The sequence below is a fragment of the Streptomyces sp. NPDC046862 genome (assembly GCF_040704615.1).
GTDB lineage: Bacteria > Actinomycetota > Actinomycetes > Streptomycetales > Streptomycetaceae > Streptomyces.
Genome location: NZ_JBEYXP010000018.1, coordinates 57,984 through 74,757 on the forward strand (window position 1 = coordinate 57,984; position 16,774 = coordinate 74,757).

Consider the following 16,774-nt stretch of genomic DNA (forward strand, 5'->3'; position numbering starts at 1 on the left):
AGACGGCCGTTCCCTGGCCGCTCCCACACGGCCGTGACGGCGTCCGCGCGCGTGGGCGCCCTCAGGCCGATCCTGCCCCCTGGGGCGGGGCCGGGAACGGGAGGACGGCCACTGTTACGTTGTCGTGGCCCCCGCCGTCGAGGGCGTGGCCCACCAGAACCTGGGCGGCGTGCAGTGGGCGCTGTGCGGCGTCGAGGGGGACGACCTCGGCCATCTCCTCGGCGCTCTCCGCGTAGTTCCACAGCCCGTCGGTGCACACCACCACTACACCCGGGCGGTCGGGTTTGAAGGAAGCGGTGTGCGGCTCCAGTTCGTACGCGTCCGCGCCGAGCCAGCCCGTGATGGCGTGGGCACGGTGATCGGCGTACGCCTCGGCCTCGCTCATCAGTCCCGCGGCCACCATCTGCGCGGCCCAGGAGTCGTCCTCGGTCAGCCGGGCCGGGGGTGTGCTGCGGTCCGCGGGGACCCAGTAGGCGCGGCTGTCGCCGACCCAGCCCACGACCAGCAGGGTGGAGGTGACGACGGCGCTGACCAGCGTGCACGCCGGCGCGTTCTGGTGCGGAGCGTGCTCCTGGGCCGTCTCGGGCTCCTCGGCCAGGGAGTTGACGGCGTTCGAGGCGGCGACGATCGCGTCGTGCAGGGCCTGCTGCGGGTGTGTGCCGCGCGGCAGCGTCTCCATCAGCGCCTCGCTCGCGGCGCGGGACGCGGCCAGTGAGGCGTCGTCGGGGCGGGTCGCGGACGACACGCCGTCGCACACGATCGCGACGACCGCGGGCGTGCCGTCGGTCAGGGCGGTGGAGGACACCGCGAACGCGTCCTCGTTGCGGTGGTGGCGCAGCCCCCGGTCGCTGACCGCGGCCACGGCTCCCAACTCCTGCTCCATGTGGTCGCGTTCACGGGGCTGGGCGTGGCCGCAGTTCTCGCAGTAGCCGTCCCGGTCGACCTGTCCCGCCCGGCACGCCACGCAGGTCTTCGTGCCCGCGGGGGGAGTCGAGAGGTCCGCGGTACGGGGGTCGACGGGCTGGGGCGCCGCCAGGTGGTAGTCCCCCGCGTCGGCGGAGTGCGAGGACGGCGAGGACGCCGAAGAGGGTGCGGAAGGCGAAGAAGGCGAAGAAGGCGCGGAAGGCGAGGCGGACTCGGTGGGCCGGTCGAACCGCACCCCACGCGCCGAACGCTCGGCCTCACCCGACTGCGGCCCCTGCGGCCCTTGCGGCTCCTGCGCCCCCTGGTGCCCTTGCGGTCCCTGTGGCCCTTGCTGTCCCTGCGATCCCTGGGCGCGCGCCACGCTCTCGCTCAACTGCTGTCCTTGTGCCTGTGGTTCGGCGCCGCTCAACTGCTGTCCCTGTACGTGTGGTTCGGCGCCGCCCGGCTGCGGCCCCTGTGGGTGCGGCTCGGCCGCGTTCGACTGCTGCCCCTGGGCGTGCAGTTCGGAACCTCCCGAGTCCGTTCCATGGATGTCGCTGGGCAGATGCGCCGGTGCCGGCACGCCGGAGCTGCCGGCGTGGGGGGCGACCGGCCAGTCCACCGGCGCGGCCCCGGGCGACGGGGGTGGTGCCGTCCCGTTCATGGTGATCGTGGGGGAGTCCTGCGGCGGTGCGGGGACCACCGACAGGTCGTACCCGCACGCACCGCAGAAGCGGTCACCCGATTCGAGAGGCCACTCGCAGCTCGGGCAGGCGGCCAGTTGGGGCATCTGCGACATCAACTACACCCACGTCCGGGGGCGGTAACGGTTGGCACGTTCCACCAGGTCGATCCTCTCCTCGCCGCCCTGCGCGAGCCGGGCCAGCGTGCGGTACGAGCGCTCCAGGCCGAAGCGGAGGCCGCGCTCGTCCAGCGCGCTCCCGAGCAGCACACGCCCGCCGCCCGCTGGTGGTGCTGAACCCTGGCTACCGGAGAGTACCCAGTCCAGCGCGCAGCCGAGGACCTCTGTGGACAACTGCTCGCGGCGCACGGCGTCCAGACCGTATCCGCCGAGGGCTTCCACTTGGCCCGCGGCCGCGGTGAGATCGTCGAGGAGCTGCGATCCGGTGGTCTCGTTCGTACGGTGACGCAGACGCGCCCGTACGGCGGCGACGCGGGCCGCCGTGTAGTGGATCGACGCCTCGGGGACGGACTCGAGTGTCCGCACGGCGGCGCTCCGGTCGCCGGCCGCGAGCTGCACCCGGGCGAGCCCGAAGGCACTGCTCACATAGCTGGGGTCGGTCGACCACACCAGACGGTAGTACTCGGCCGCGTTGTCCAGCTGCCCGAGGACCTCCGCGCACAGACCGAGGGCCAGCTTCGGCGCGGGCTCTCCGGGGAACGCGTCGTATATGGCGTCGAACGCCAGCGCCGCGCTCTCGTGGTCGCCCGTCGCGAGCGCCGCCACTCCCCGGTACCAGACCACCCTCCAGTCGTCCGGGTGGTCCCGCTCCAGGGCGTCCAGCGTGCCGACCGCACCGGCGAACCCACCCATCTCCAGCCGGGCCCGCAACTCCCGCAGCCGCAGCTCCAGCGAGCCGGTGGGCGCCGCGTGCAGCGCGGTGATCAGCTCCGCGGGCGCCGAGGCGATGAGCCCGGCGAGGAACCCGGCGTTGGGGTCACCGGGGTCGATCCGGGGGACGGGCAGCGCGAGCGCCGCGGCGGCCGTGTCGAGCTGCCTGACCAGGATGGCCGCGGCGCTCGGCGGCGGCAGCGGCAAGGGCTGAACACCCTGCGCCCCCTTCGACGCCGTCCCGCCCAGTGCCGTCCCACGCGATGGTGCCGTTCCGCCCGTGCCCGTCCCGCCCGGTGCCGTGCCGCCCGGGGCCGCCACCGCGAAGGCGCCCTTCCTCCCGCGCACGCGCACCGGAGCGACCCGCACCCCCAGCCGTGACACGTCCCCGTCCAGCTCGCCGAACAACTCCGTGTCCGTGACCTTGGTCTCGGGCCCGAACAGAGTCGACAGCGCCGGCCGCGCCCGCCCCGTCTGCAGGGACACGACCTCGCGCAGCACGCCCGTGAGCTGCTCGGCCATCTCCTGCGCGGAGGCGAAGCGGCGGGCCGGATCGGGGTCGGTGGCACGCACCAGCAGCCGGTAGAACGACTCGTACTGGCGGAAGACCTCGATGTGGTCCGGGTCGGGCAGGGAGTCCACGAACACGTTCGTGTAGCCCTGGAAGTCGAAGGTGAGGACGGCGAGCGTGCGGGCGACCGTGTACAGGTCCGAGGCCACCGAGGGCCCCACGTCCGCGACCTCCGGCGCCTGGTAGCCGACCGTGCCGTAGATGGCCGACTCCTCGTCGTCCATCCTGCGCACCGCGCCCATGTCGATCAGCTTGAGCTGGTCCTCGGTCTGGATCGCGTTGTCGACCTTGAAGTCGCAGTACAGCAGGTTGCGGCTGTGCAGGTGACCGAGGGCCTCCAGCGCCTCGATGCCGTACGCGCAGGCCTGCTCCACCGGCAGCGGGTCGCGCTTCCCGGCGGGCGTGCGGCGGCCGTTGGCGATCTCCTTCAGCGACTTGCCGCCGACGTACTCCATGACGATGTACCCGTCCAGCGAGCCGGTGCGCTGGTCGAGGTGCTCGACGAAGTTGTAGATGCGGACGATGTTGGAGTGCTCGATCTCGGCGAGGAAGCGGCGCTCGGAGATCGCGGCGGCCATCGCGTCCTGGTCACCGGTGTCCAGCAGGCCCTTCAGCACGACCCACCGGTCCGACACCGCACGGTCGACGGCCAGGTAGATCCAGCCGAGACCGCCGTGCGCGAGGCAGCCCGCGACCTCGTACTGGCCGTGCACGACGTCGCCGGCCTTCAGCTTCGGGACGAACGAGTAGGGGTGGCCGCACTTGGTGCAGAAACCCTCCACACGCCCCGGCCGTTCGCCGCGCGCCCGCCCCACCGGCGCCCCGCAGTCCGAGCGCGAGCAGAACCGCTTGCGCTCGGGCACCTCGGGGTTGTCCAGGACCATCGCGCGCGGGTCGGGCCGCGGCACCTGCGGGACCTGCACCAGACCGGCGCCCAGGCGGGCCCGCCCGGAGGAACCGGCGGACGAACCGGAGCTGCGCACCGACACCGAGCGGCCCGTCGACTTGCCCGACAGGGAACGCGAGAGCCGGCCGGAGACCGAGCGCCGGGACTGCGAGGACCGCGAGGACGTCCGCGAGCTGGTGCGGGAACTGCCGCTCGACCCGCTGGACCGGCTCGACCGGCTCGATCCGCGGGAGCCCTTGCCGCCGACGCCTCCGGCGGTGATCCCCGTCGCCGGTGAGCTCACCATGCCGTTCGCCGCGACGACCGGCGCCAGACCGCACGTGTCGCAGTACAGCTCGCCGTCGCCCATGTCCTCGTACGAACCCGAGCAGTCGGGCCGCTGGCACGCCTGCTGCTCACTCATAGCGCATCACCCATACCGCATCACCTCTGTCGCTCACGCGCCCGGCCCCCTCCGGTCCTGTGGCTGACTCGCCCCGCCCTGCCCCGGCACACCGCTGCCGAGCAGCTCCGCGGCCGCGTGCTGGTAGCGGAGCACCGCCTGTTCGGCGACCCGCAGGTCGCAGGGCGCGCTCCACAGCATGCGGCGGGCCGCGTCGTACCGCTCGATGAGGAAAGGGTCCTCCGCGAGGCCGTGCCGTGCGACCTTCGCCCGGTACGCGTCGAGGCGGCCCCGCAACTCGGCGCGGACCGCCAGCGGCGCGGTGACCGCGGTCAACGACTCGCGGGCACGCAGCAGTTCGTCCTCCGCCTTCTGCTCAAGGGACTCCAGGAGCGGGGACAGACGGTGCCACTGGGCGCGTCTGCGGTAGTCGGCGGCCGTCGCGAGCTGCTCCTGCAGCACGGTCGGCGGGCCGCTGACCACGGGCACCTCCGTCGCGGCGATCTTCGCGAGCACCTCACCGCGCGCGCTGCGTGCCTCGGCGAGCGTACGGTCCGCGCGGCTGAGCACGTCCCGGAGCTTCACCAGCCGCGCCTCCGCATCCTGACGGACCGTCAGTACGGCGTCGATCTCGCGCCGCACGTCCTCCAGGGCGCGCGCCTCACGGTCGTACGTCGAGGTGTCCGGGCGGCCGCCGCCGGGGGCCGAACTGCCCTGCGTGGGAGACCAGTAGGCCAGCGGGTCGGACACCACCCGCTCGCGCAGGGAGGTCAGCGTGCGGGTGATCCGCTCCAGGTCGTCGCCCGCCGGGTGCTCGCCGGGGCGGACGCCCACGGAGTGCGCGAGCTGGCGGGTGCGCTGCAACTCGGCGGCCAGTAAATCGATCCGGGCGGGCAGTGCCGACCAGACCGCGTCGGCGGCGACCACCATGTCCAGCGAGGTCGCGTACAGCTCGTTCATCCGCTCCACGAGCTCGGCCAGCGTGAACTGCTCGCTCAGCCTGCCCGGCCCGGTCAGCGTCGGCACGTTGGCCGCCGCCGCGGTGCTGCCCGCGACCGTGACGCACTGGCCGCGCAGCAACTCGGTCAGCTCGACCAGGTCCTCACGGCTCGACCAGCGGCGGCGGGAGCGGATCTCGCGGGCGGAACGCAGGGCGTCCGTGTACGCGTCGAAGTACGCCCACAGCAGCGTGATCGACGCCTCGGCGGCCGTCCAGCGCTCCTTGGTGGTGCCCGTGAGCTCGGCGCCTTCGAGGAGTCTGCGGCCCGCGTGGTCCTGCAGGGCGAGGAGCGAGGTCTCGATCGCCTCGTGCTCCGCGCCGAGCCGCGCCAGCGCACGGTCCACCTCGTCCCGGTCCATCACCGGCCCGGTGGATCCCGTGACGCCCATCGATCACCTCTCGCTCCGTCGTCCCCGCGCACACGGCGCTCGGGCAACGCTCCAGTCGTATCAGGTCGGTTGTTCGGCTTGGGATTCTGGTCTTTTCGGACTTACGGTTCACGGTCCGTCTGTTCGGGCCGGCGCCGCTGTGCCGGGTCGTCGGTCACCTGTGGTCGGGCGTCGGCGGCCGCGACTTCGCCGGGTCCTTCCCGAGGGTGGGGGCCAGCCACTTGTCGTACGACTGCTGCCAGCCGCTGTCGCGGTAGTCCTCCAGGACCTGGTTGACCCGGCGTACCAGATCCTGCGCGTCCTTCTTCATCGCCACGCCGTAGTAGTCGGTCGTGAAGGGCCTGCCCTTGAGCGCGACCGTCGGGTCCTGCGCGGCCTGGCTCGCGGCGAGCGCGCCGTCCGTGACGACGGCGTCGACCTCGCCGAGCTGGAGCCTTACCAGGCAGTCGAGTTGGTTGGGGACGGTGGTGGATATGTCGGCGGAGGAGACGAGGTCGCCGTGCTCCTGGTCCGCCTTCAGCTTCTCGTACGCGGTGGAGGTGGCCGCCGTGCAGATCTTCTTCCTCGCCAGCGAGTCGTCGTATCCGTCGATCGAGGAGGACCTGGGGGCGAGGACCTGCTGGCCGGTCGTGAAGTAGGGGGCGGAGAACGCGACGTCCTTCAGGCGCTGGCAGCTGATCGTCATGGTGCGGACCACCATGTCCACCTGCCCATTCTTGATCGCGGGAATGCGCTGGTTCGTGGGTACGGCCTTGAAGCGGATGTTCTTCTTCGGGTCGCCGCCGACGATCTCGTCGGCGATGCGGTGCGCGAGGTCGATGTCGAAGCCTTCGAGATCCGCGCTGTCGCTCTCGCTGTTGGGATCGCGATAGCCCCAGCGGTAGCTGTTCTGGTCGACGCCGACGACCAGGTAGCCGCGCTTCTTGATGGCCGCGACCGTCCTGCCGCCCTCGTCGGAGGACGGCCCCGGGCTCTGCTTCCAGGCGTCGGCGTCCTTGCAGTCGTCCGCCTTCGCGTACGTGCCCCGGGTCAGGCCCTGACCGCCGGTGCCCGCACTGCCGTCGAGGGGCGCGTCACGCAGCGGCAGCAGCACGAAGGTCGCGGTGAGGGCGCAGGCGACCCCCATCGCGCCCACTCCGCCCCAGCCCCTCAGGCCGGCCCTCAGCCGTCGTGCCGCACTCATCACCGCGCCTCCCTCCACCGCCCTCATCACCGGTACTCCGACAGCCTGCGCCCGATGCCGAGCACGGCGCCCGCGGCACCCAGCACGGCGAGCAGGGCGGCGCCCAGGGGGAGCCCGCTCATCGCGTCCCTGCCGTCCCCGGCGGCCAGCTTGAACTCGGTCTCCTCGTGCCCGAGCGCCTTCTCCAGGTTCTTCACGACGCTGTCGAAGCACTCACCCGTCGGCTCGTCCTTCTTGGAGCCGATGATCTTGCTGAGGGCGGCCTGGTAGTCGCCGTCGTTGTCGGACTCGCGGGCCTGGTCATGGCGTTCGAGCCAGACCTTCATGTTGCCGGTGGCGGCCTTCACGGGCCGCTCGCCCGACTGGTCGTCGGCGATGTCCTCGGCCTTCGCCAGATACGACGAGAGCTTGTTCATGTCGAGCTTGAAGTCGCTGTCGAACTTGTCGTCGCCGCTCTCGGTGGTCTCCGCGCCCCGGCTGACCAGCGTCAGGTTCTCGTTGCCGCGCGCCTTGAGGGAGGCGATCCGGGCGTCGTTCAGCACGTTCACCGAGACCACCCCGTTGTCGTACGAGGCGAGGAGCTCCGAGCGGGCGACGGTGTGGCCGACGACGAGCCACAGCAGGACCAGGGTGGAGGCGGCGGTGGCGCCGGCCAGGCCGTGGTTCAGCACCCGGTTCGTGCGGTGGTAGTTGCGGCGCTGGGCCCACACGAGGGCGCCGAGAGCGAGGACGCCGAGGCCGATCGCGGCCCACGGGTAGGCGGTCGCGCTGTCGTAGTCGTCGCTCAGGCGCCGGTTCTCGTTGTTGTAGAGACGCTCGGCCCTCGGGAGCATGTCGTCCTGCATCTTCTGGTTCGCGTACCGCAGGTAGGCGCCGCCCAGCGGGTAGCCCTGCCGGTTGTTCGCGCGGGCCCGCTCGACGAGGCCCTTGTACTCGGGCAGCAGTGTGTTGAGCTCGGCGATGGTCTTCGCGGAGGAGGAGCCCGGGTCGGAGGCGGCGGCCGCGCCCGCCAGGCCGTCGGCGGCTTCCTCGATGTCCTTCTCGTACCGGGTGCGGGAGGCGGGGGTCTCCTGGCCGCCGGCGAGGAAGCCGCTGGAGGCCGCCGTGTTGGCGTCGGCGAGGGCGCGGTAGACATTGGCCGCGGCGGCGCTCAGGGGCTGGCTGCTGTGGAGCACGTCGTCGGCGGCGGCCGAGCGGTCCGACATCTGCCAGGCGGTGACGGCGCCGAACGCGACGACCAGGAGGGCGAGGGCCGCCCCGATGATCCGCAGCCGGCCCGGCTCGGTCGTCGCGGCCGCGCGCAGCTCGTCGACGCCCTCCATGAACGCCGTGCGGCGCGGTGGGCCCGCCTCCGGCGCCGCGGCCGCCGCGGGCGGAGCCGGACGCGCGGCCTGCGGCGGGACGGCCGGGAGCGTGGGCGCCGCCTGGCCCGGTGGCGCCGCGCTCCCCTTCGACGTGTACGTCACTTGACCTCCCCCATGGTCATCCGTCGGTCACCTCCGCCCGGTGAACCGCACCGTGAACGGAGGCGCACGGCCGCAAGTATCGCCGTCGGGACCGACATCCGAACAGGTCTTGACTGGATCTTGTTCGGACGGCGGCCCCGGATACCGGATCCCCGCACCGCGAGAGGCTTCCCGCACCACCCCCCGCCCATGAATACGCGATCGGGTTCGGTTCGGTTCCCACCGGGATAGGACACTTTCGGGTGATGCCCGCCAGGGGAGTCGGAGGGGCGCCCACCAGGGGAGTCGGAGGGACGCCCACCAGGGGCTCAGTCTCCTTCGTAATACGCCCTCACGCGCGCATGCACGCCGTCCCCGGCACCCACACGGTCGAGGCCGAGCAGGGCCGCACCCAGCACCGGCCGGGCCGTGACGACCTGGGGGACCGCCTTGGGGGCGCGGGCCGCCAGCAGTTCGCGGACGCGGATGTCGAGCCGGGGGTGACGGGCCGCCAGGACCCCGCCGCCGAGGAGCACGGGAGTCTCCTCGCCGAGGAGGTCCAGGCGGGTCAGGGCGACCGTGGCCATGGTGACCACCTCCTCCGCGAGACGGTCCACCAGGGCGCGGGCCACCGGGTCGCCGTCCGCCGCCGTGGCGAACAGGACCGGCGTCAGCTCGTGCCGGCGGACCGGCTCCACGTGCTCCAGGTGCAGTGCCTCGATGAGCGCGTACATGGAACCGAGCCCGAAGTGGGCCGGCAGCGTGCGGGCGAGCGCCGTCGGCTCACCCCGTCCGTCCTCCGCCCTGGCCGCGTGCCACAGGGCCTCCTCGGCCAGGCCCCAACCACCGCCCCAGTCCCCGGAGATGCGGCCGAGCGCCGGGAAGCGGGCGGTGCGGCCGTCGGGGCGCATGCCGACGCAGTTGATGCCCGCCCCGCAGACCACGGCCACCCCGCGCGGTTCGGCGATCCCGGACCGCAGGATCGCGAAGGTGTCGTTGCGCACGTCCACGCTCTGCCCCCACCCGCGCGCCTGCAGGGCGGCGGCCAACTGCTCCTCCTCCACCGGGAAGTCGGCGTTCGCCAGGCAGGCCGAGACATGGGCGACGGAGGTGACGCCCGCGGCGGCGAAGGCCTGCCGCACGGCGTCCGCCAGCCCGTCCACCGCCGCCTCGATCCCCACGGTCGGAGGCTGGAACCCGGCGCCGCGCCCCGTCCCGGCGACCTCGCCGTCGGCCGCGATCACCGCCACGTCGGTCTTGCTGTTGCCGGCGTCGACGGCGAGTACGAGGCCGGCCGTGCCGGGAGCCGGCGCCGTGCCGTCGACGCCGGGCACGGGCGCGGCTCCCGTCGAGGTCACGCCCACGCGAGGTGCTCCCGGTTGTGCGCGATCAGCTGGTCGGTGAGGGTCTCGGCGTACGCGTACTGCCCGATCAGCGGGTGCGCGAGCAGCGCCCGGAAGACCCGCTCGCGGCCACCGCGCAGGGCGGCGTCCAGCGCCAGGTCCTCGTACGCCGTCACGTTCGCCATCAGCCCCGCGAACAGCGGGTCCACGGGCGCCACCGGCAGCGGGGACGTGCCGTGCGGGCCGACCGCGGCCTGCACCTCGATCACCGCGTCGTCCGGCAGGAACGGCAGGGTGCCCCGGTTGTACGTGTTCACGACCTGGAACGCACTGCCGGAGCCGCCCAGCAGCGCCGCCGCCAGGTCCACCGCGGCCTCCGAGTAGTACGCCCCGCCCCGCTTGGCGAGCAGCTCCGGCTTCTCGTCCAGCGCCGGGTCGGCGTACATGTCCAGCAACTGCCTCTCCATCTTCGCCACTTCGGCGGCACGCGACGGCTTCGTGCGCAGCTCCTCCACCACCTCGTCGTGCGCGTAGTAGTAGCGCAGGTAGTAGGACGGGACCACGCCCAGGCGGTCGATGACCGGGCGCGGCAGGCGCAGGTCGGCCGCCACGGCGTCACCGTGCTCGGCGAGCAGCTTGGGCAGGATGTCCTCGCCCTCGGGGCCGCCGAGCCGTACACCGGTCTCCCAGGTGAGGTGGTTGAGGCCCACGTGGTCCAGGTGCACCTCGGTGGGGGTCACGCCGAGCAGTCCGGCGAACTTCCGCTGGAAGCCGATGGCCACGTTGCACAGCCCGACCGCCTTGTGCCCGGCCTGGAGCAGGGCCCGGGTCACGATGCCCACCGGGTTGGTGAAGTCGATGATCCAGGCGTCCGGGTTGGCGCGCCGCACCCGCTCGGCGATGTCCAGCACCACCGGCACCGTGCGCAGCGCCTTGGCGAGGCCGCCCGCACCCGTCGTCTCCTGTCCGACGCAGCCGCACTCCAGCGGCCACGTCTCGTCCTGCTGACGGGCCGCCTGGCCGCCGACGCGGAGCTGGAGCAGCACGGCGTCCGCGCTTTCGACGCCCTTGTCCAGGTCGCTCGTCGTGACGATCCGCCCGTCGTGGCCCTGCCGCGTGAAGATGCGCCGGGCCAGGCCGCCGACCAGCTCCAGCCGGTCGGCCGCCGGATCGACGAGCACCAGCTCCTCGATCGGCAGCGTGTCCCTGAGCCGGGCGAACCCGTCGATGAGTTCGGGAGTGTAGGTCGATCCTCCGCCGACCACGGTGAGCTTCATACCAGTATCAACCCTTTACTCCGGTCAGGGTGACGCCCTCGACGAACGCCTTCTGCGCGAAGAAGAACACGAGGATCACGGGGGCCATGACCAGGACGGTCGCGGCCATGGTCAGGTTCCAGTCGGTGTGGTGCATGCCCTTGAAGGACTCCAGGCCGTAACTCAGCGTCCAGGCACCGGCGTTCTCGGAAGCGTAGATCTGCGGCCCGAAGTAGTCGTTCCAGGCGTAGAAGAACTGGAAGAGGGCCACGGCCGAGATGCCGGGCTTCGCCATCGGCAGCACGACCCTCAGCAGTGTCTTCAGATCGCCGCAGCCGTCGACCCGCGCCGCGTCGAGGTACTCGTTCGGGATGGTCATCAGGAACTGGCGCAGCAGGAAGATGGAGAACGCGTCACCGAACGCCATCGGGATGATCAGCGGCCACAACGTGCCCGACAGGTCCAGCTGCTTCGCCCAGAACAGGTACATCGGAATGATGATCACCTGGGGCGGCAGCATCATCATCGAGATCACCAGCATCATCGCCAGATTCCGGCCACGGAAGCGGAACTTGGCGAGCGCGTACGCCGCGGGGATGGACGAAACGACCGTGAGGACGGTGCCCAGGCCCGCGTAGAACAGCGTGTTCTTCCACCAGGTCAGAAAGCCCGGGGTGTCGAAGACCTTCTTGTAGTTGGCCCACTCCCAGGTGTGCGGGATCAGATCGCGGCTGAGCGCCTGGCTGTCGCTCATCAGCGAGGTCAGGAACACGAACACGAACGGCAGGACGAAGAAGAGCGCGGCGGCCACGCCGAGGGAGTGGATCGCGACCCACTCGAGCAGCGCCTTGCGCCGGGCGGTGCGCTCGGCGGCCGTGTCCGGCGCCGAAGGGGCGGTACGCACCGGCTGGTCCAGTACTTGGGTCATGATCAGTCACCTGCCTGGATGAGCCCGCCGCGGCGCCGCATCAGCAGCCCCGTGAACGCCATGGACAGCGCGAACAGCACGAGCGCGACCACACAGGCGGAGCCGTAGTCGAAGCGCTGGAAGCCGAGGTTGTAGACGACCTGGGGGAGCGTCCAGGTCGAGTTCTCCGGGTAGCCCGGCTCGAAGTTGGTGCCGGCGCCCTGGATGACACCCGAGGCGACCTTTCCGGCGATCAGTGGTTGCGCGTAGTACTGCATGGTCTGGATCACGCCCGTGACCACGGCGAACATCACGATCGGCGAGATGTTCGGCAGCGTCACGTACCGGAACCGCTGCCAGGCCGAGGTGCCGTCCAACTCGGCGGCCTCGTACTGCTCCTTGGGGACGTCGAGCAGCGCGGCCATGAAGATGACCATCAGGTCGCCGACGCCCCACAGGGCGAGCAGAGTGAGCGCGGGCTTGGACCAGGTGGGGTCGTTGAACCAGGCCGGAGCCGGGATCCCGATCTTCTCCAGGATCGAGTTGACCGGTCCCGTACCCGGGTTGAGGAGAAAGGCGAACGCCATGGTCGCGGCGACGGGCGGGGCGAGGTAGGGCAGGTAGAACAGCGTCCGGAAGACACCCGTACCCGTCTTTATCTTGGTGATGAGCAGCCCGATGCCGAGCCCGAACAGCACCCGCAGGCTGACCATCACGACGACGAGCCACAGGGTGTTGCGCATCGCGGGCCAGAAGTACGGATAGTCCTTGAAGACGTAGAGCCAGTTCTTCGCCCCGCTGAACTCCGGCGGCCTGAACCCGTCGTAGTGCATGAACGAGAAGTAGACCGTCGAGATCAGCGGATAGGCGAAGAAGACGGCGAAACCGATCAGCCAGGGCGACAGGAAGGCGGCGGTCGTGAAAGCCGCCTTCCTGCGCTTGGCGCGCAGCGTGTACGCGGTGTACGTGCTGGTGGTTGCGGTCGTGGATGTAGTCGTGGCCATGGGACTACTTCGCCTGCGCGATGTCCGTGTCGATCTGCTTGGCCGCCTTCTCCAGGCCGGCCTTCAGGTCGGTGACCTTGCCGCTCTCGTAGTCGTACCCGAGCTTCTGGATCGTGACCAGGTACACGCCGCCGTTGACGGACGCAGGGCTGGTCTGCGAGTTCGGGTTCGAGGCGATGTCCAGGAACGTCTTGAAGCGCGGGTCGTACTTCAGCTTCGGCGACTTCAGAGCCGCGAGCGTGGAGGGCACGTTGTGGATGGCGTTGGAGAAGTTCACCACCGCGTCCGTGTTCGTGGTCATGTACTTCACCAGCTCCCACGCCGCGTTCTGCTTCTTGCTGGTGGAGGGGATGCCGGCGATGGTGCCGGTGATGTACCCCTTGCCGTACTGGTCCGCCTGGTCGTCGGGAACGGGCAGCGGCGCCACGCCGATCTCGAACTTCGGCTTCGCGTCCATGGCCATCCCGAGCCGCCACTCACCGTCCAGCTGCATCGCGACCTGGCCGGTGTGGAAGGGGTGCTTCGGGCCCCACTCGTCACCGAGCCCGGAGCGGTACTTCTCCAGCTTCTTGTAGCCGCCGAGTTCGTCGACGAGCTTCTTCTGGAACGTGAAGCCCTCCGCGAACTTCGGGTCCTTGGCGACGTTCGACTTGCCGCTGGCGTCGAAGTACGTCGGAGACAACTGGGCGAAGACGTGCTCCGTCGTGAACTCCCAGCCGTGGTAGTTCGGCATGACACCGAGCTGCGAGAACGAGTCGCCCTTCTTGATGGTCAGCTTCTTGGCGTCGGCCGCGAACTCGGACCACGTCTTCGGCGGGCTCTTGATACCGGCCTTCTCGAACGCGGTCTTGTTGTAATAGAGGCCGTACGCGTCGCCCAGCAGCGGCACCGTGCAGCGGTCGCCGTCGTACTGGGTGTACTCGTTCATCGCCTTCGGGAAGGTCGTGTCCGGGTCGATGCCCGCCTTCTTGAAGAAGGGGTTGAGGTCGACGAACGCACCGGACGAACAGAACTTGCCCACGTTGTTCGTGGTGAAGGACGACACGACGTCGGGGGCCTTGTCACCGCCGGCGCGCAGCGCCTGGTTGACCTTGTCGTCGGTCATGTTGCCGACGACGTTGACGTGGATGTTGGGGTGCGTCTTCTCGAATCCGGCGACCAGGTCCTTCACGGCCTTCTGCTCGGACGGCGCGCTCCAGCCGTGCCAGAAGTTGATGGTCGTCTCCTTGGACGCGTCGTCGCTGGACCCGGAGGAGGAGGAGGACTGGCCGGTGCAGGCGGTGGTGAGGAGGGCGAGGGAAGCGGAGGCGGCGAGAGCGACAGCGACTCTCTTGGACATTCCGGACATGGCGGGGTCTCCCTAGGCAGGGGTAGGGCGGAAAAGGGCAGGTCAGGGCAGAGGAAGGGCAGGTGAGGGCAGGTGAGGGCAGGTGAGGGCAGGTGAGGGCAGAGGAAGGGCAGGGAAAGGGCAGGGAAGGAAGTGGGAAGTACGGGAAGTACGGGAAGTACGGGAAGTACGGGAAGTACGGGAAGTACGGGAAGTGCGGGAAGTGCGGGTGTGCCTGGGCGCGGACGCGTACGGGCTAGCGCGAGGTGTCGAAGACCTCGTCGCGGGTGGTGGCGAGCGCGCTCTCCAACGCGCCGCGCAGCACGGGGTGTTCGGTCACGTCGCCGACCACCAGGCGGGGCCGGGAGGCGGCCAGTTCCGCCAGCTCGGCCTCGACGAGACCGCGGAGGGGTTCGCCCCCCGAGGTGAGCGCGGAGCCGCTGAGGACGACGAGTTCGGGGTCGAGCACGGAGATGAGCGAGGCGAGACCGGTGGCCAGCCCGGTCGCGTACGTCTCCAGGAGCCGTCGGTGGAGACCGGCGCCCGGGCCTCCGTCCGCCGCCCGTGCCACCAGTGCGGCGGCGACCTCGGCGTACGGACCGTCGGGGACGTCCTCGATGCCCAGCTCACGGGCGAGCCGGGGGATGACCTGCGAACCGGCCAGCTCCTGGAAGCCCCCGCTGCCCGCCTTGCTCACCTGGCGGACCAGCGGCGCGCCCGGCACCGGCAGGAAACCGACCTCGCCGGCGCCCCCGGTCCAGCCGCGGTGCAGCCGGCCGCCGAGGACGAGCGCGGCACCGAGACCGCCCTCGTTCCAGAGCAGGACGAAGTCGGCGTGCCCCCTGGCCGCGCCCAGCCGCTGTTCGGCGATCGCGACGAGGTTGACGTCGTTCTCGTACTCCACCGGCATCGTCAGGGTGGCGGCGAGCTCGTCCAGGAGGGTGGGGGAGTGCCAGCCGGGCAGGTGGGAGGCGTAGCGCAGACGGCCCGTGTTGGGGTCGAAGGCGCCCGGAGTGCCGATCACGAGCCGGTGCACGTCGTCCCGGCCGACCCCGGCGGCCTTGACCGCCCCGTCGAGGGCGTCGGTGACCTGCCGTACGACGGTGTGTCCTGAACGCCGTCCCGGGGTGGGGACCTCGTGCTCGCCCACCGTGCGGCCGGTGATGTCGGCGACGGCGGCGAGGATGCGCTCGGGGGTGACGTCGAGCCCGGCGGCGTACGCGGCGGCCGGGTTGACCGCGTACAGCTGGGCGCTGGGGCCGGGCCGCCCCTCGCTGGTGCCCGTCACGAGGACGAGCCCCGCCGACTCCAGCCGGGCCAGCAGCTGGGAGGCGGTCGGCTTGGACAGTCCCGTGAGCTTCCCGATCCGGGTGCGGGACAGGGGGCCGTGGGTGAGGAGGAGGTCCAGCGCGGCACGGTCGTTCATGGCGCGCAGGACGCGCGGGGTGCCCGGCGTGCTGCCGGATCCGGTTCCTGCCATGCGTGTCGACACCTGCCTCTCGGCTGCTCAGCATCTCAGTGACCTGTCCGGGCGTCCATGTCGAGGTACCCATCGGCCACTGTTAGGAAAGTTTCCTATCGGTTGGGGAGGAAGGTAGGTCCGGACCAGTGAGGCCGTCAAGCCCCTCCGACGCGAACCGCCCCCGAGGCAACGGACTCGTTACCTGCGGGGGCGGGGCGTGTGGGGGGTGGGGGCCGTGGTGTCCCACGGGATTCACGGCACGTCCTTACCGAACGTGTCGTTACCGCGGTCGCTACCGCAGCTGCTACTGCACGTCGACGTAGTCGGAGGTGGACGTCTTCGCGGCCGTCGTGGACGTCCCCGCGAACTTGTAGCGGTAGTAGCCGTCGACCGAGGCCGTGACCGTGGTGGACAGGGCGCCGCCCGTGCCCGACGTCACCGTCTTGACGTCGCTGTACGTGGTGCTGCTCTTGGCCCTGAACTGCAGGGTCACCGGCTGGCTCGCGTAGCCCGTGTAGGTGCCGGACGACCAGGTGGCCCGGGTCAGGCTGCCCTTCACGGTGAGGGTCTTGCCCTTGGCCACCGGCTCCGGCGTGGCGTTGGTGGTGAGCTTGGCGGCGCGCTTGATGGTGGCGGTCGAGCCGGTGTTCCGCGCTATGACGTCCACACCGTCGTCGCCCATGCGTATGTACTCGCCGGCGGTCTTCCACGTGGTGGCGTCGGCGGCCTCGTACAGGTCGCCCTGCGGAGTGATGCTGATGTCACCGGTGCAGTTCTGCGTAGTGTCGTTTACGGCCGTGCAGCTGGGCGCGTCGCCCGGGCCCAGGACGTTCTGGGCGGTGGTGAAGCTGGTGCCGCGGTAGAGCATGACCATCGCGTTGACGTCGTCGAACTGGACGTCGGCGCTGCGGGTGATCGTGTACGTCACCGGAACGATGACGGTGTTGGTGGTGCCGACCGTGATCGCCTTGCCGCTGTTGACGACGACGTTGGAGAAGGTGATGTCCGGCGTGAGTGCCTGCGCCGACGGTACGGCGAGGGCCGAGAGGGCCAGAGCACCGCACACGGCGGTGCCGACGGCGAACTTGCGCATGTATCCCCACATTCGAAACGGGCCCCTGG

Annotated in this window: 12 protein-coding genes; all 12 read right to left on the reverse strand. The window is 70.9% G+C overall.

All coding sequences use genetic code 11. The features are described from left to right. Positions 1-61 precede the first annotated feature (61 nt). The 12 genes from AB0959_RS21285 to AB0959_RS21340 all read right to left on the reverse strand — a co-directional run bounded on the left by AB0959_RS21285 (position 62) and on the right by AB0959_RS21340 (position 16,745). Positions 62-1,702 carry a PP2C family serine/threonine-protein phosphatase gene (locus AB0959_RS21285; RefSeq protein ID WP_366827993.1) on the reverse strand — a complete coding sequence of 547 codons (1,641 nt, stop codon included), beginning with the start codon at positions 1,700-1,702 and terminating at the stop codon, positions 62-64. Between the two features lie 3 nt (positions 1,703-1,705). After that, positions 1,706-4,357, reverse strand: coding sequence for a tetratricopeptide repeat protein (locus AB0959_RS21290; protein ID WP_366827994.1), 2,652 nt, complete (start codon positions 4,355-4,357; stop codon positions 1,706-1,708). A 33-nt stretch (positions 4,358-4,390) separates the two neighbouring features. Continuing rightward, the gene (locus AB0959_RS21295) at positions 4,391-5,725 is read right to left on the reverse strand and encodes a hypothetical protein (protein ID WP_366827995.1); all 1,335 of its coding nucleotides are present in this window, start codon (positions 5,723-5,725) and stop codon (positions 4,391-4,393) included. Positions 5,726-5,879: 154 nt separating this feature from the next. Further along, the gene (locus AB0959_RS21300; RefSeq protein WP_366827996.1) at positions 5,880-6,908 is read right to left on the reverse strand and encodes a glutamate ABC transporter substrate-binding protein; all 1,029 of its coding nucleotides are present in this window, start codon (positions 6,906-6,908) and stop codon (positions 5,880-5,882) included. Between the two features lie 26 nt (positions 6,909-6,934). After that, positions 6,935-8,374, reverse strand: a complete 1,440-nt coding sequence (locus AB0959_RS21305; protein ID WP_366827997.1) for a hypothetical protein — start codon at positions 8,372-8,374, stop codon at positions 6,935-6,937. Between the two features lie 308 nt (positions 8,375-8,682). After that, positions 8,683-9,687, reverse strand: a complete 1,005-nt coding sequence (locus tag AB0959_RS21310; protein WP_366828085.1) for a BadF/BadG/BcrA/BcrD ATPase family protein — start codon at positions 9,685-9,687, stop codon at positions 8,683-8,685. Between the two features lie 20 nt (positions 9,688-9,707). Beyond that, positions 9,708-10,973 (reverse strand): 6-phospho-beta-glucosidase, encoded by a 1,266-nt coding sequence (locus AB0959_RS21315; protein WP_366827998.1) that lies wholly within the window; start codon positions 10,971-10,973, stop codon positions 9,708-9,710. A 7-nt stretch (positions 10,974-10,980) separates the two neighbouring features. Next, on the reverse strand, positions 10,981-11,880 hold the full coding sequence (locus tag AB0959_RS21320) for a carbohydrate ABC transporter permease (RefSeq protein ID WP_366827999.1): 900 nt from the start codon (positions 11,878-11,880) through the stop codon (positions 10,981-10,983). 2 nt (positions 11,881-11,882) lie between these two features. Then, entirely contained in the window at positions 11,883-12,863 is a 981-nt protein-coding gene (locus AB0959_RS21325; protein ID WP_366828000.1) for a sugar ABC transporter permease, read from the reverse strand. 4 nt (positions 12,864-12,867) lie between these two features. Beyond that, positions 12,868-14,211, reverse strand: a complete 1,344-nt coding sequence (locus tag AB0959_RS21330; RefSeq protein ID WP_366828001.1) for an ABC transporter substrate-binding protein — start codon at positions 14,209-14,211, stop codon at positions 12,868-12,870. Between the two features lie 235 nt (positions 14,212-14,446). Next, positions 14,447-15,670 (reverse strand): ROK family transcriptional regulator, encoded by a 1,224-nt coding sequence (locus tag AB0959_RS21335; RefSeq protein WP_366828002.1) that lies wholly within the window; start codon positions 15,668-15,670, stop codon positions 14,447-14,449. Between the two features lie 286 nt (positions 15,671-15,956). Beyond that, positions 15,957-16,745 carry a hypothetical protein gene (locus tag AB0959_RS21340; protein WP_366828003.1) on the reverse strand — a complete coding sequence of 263 codons (789 nt, stop codon included), beginning with the start codon at positions 16,743-16,745 and terminating at the stop codon, positions 15,957-15,959. Positions 16,746-16,774: the final 29 nt, after the last annotated feature.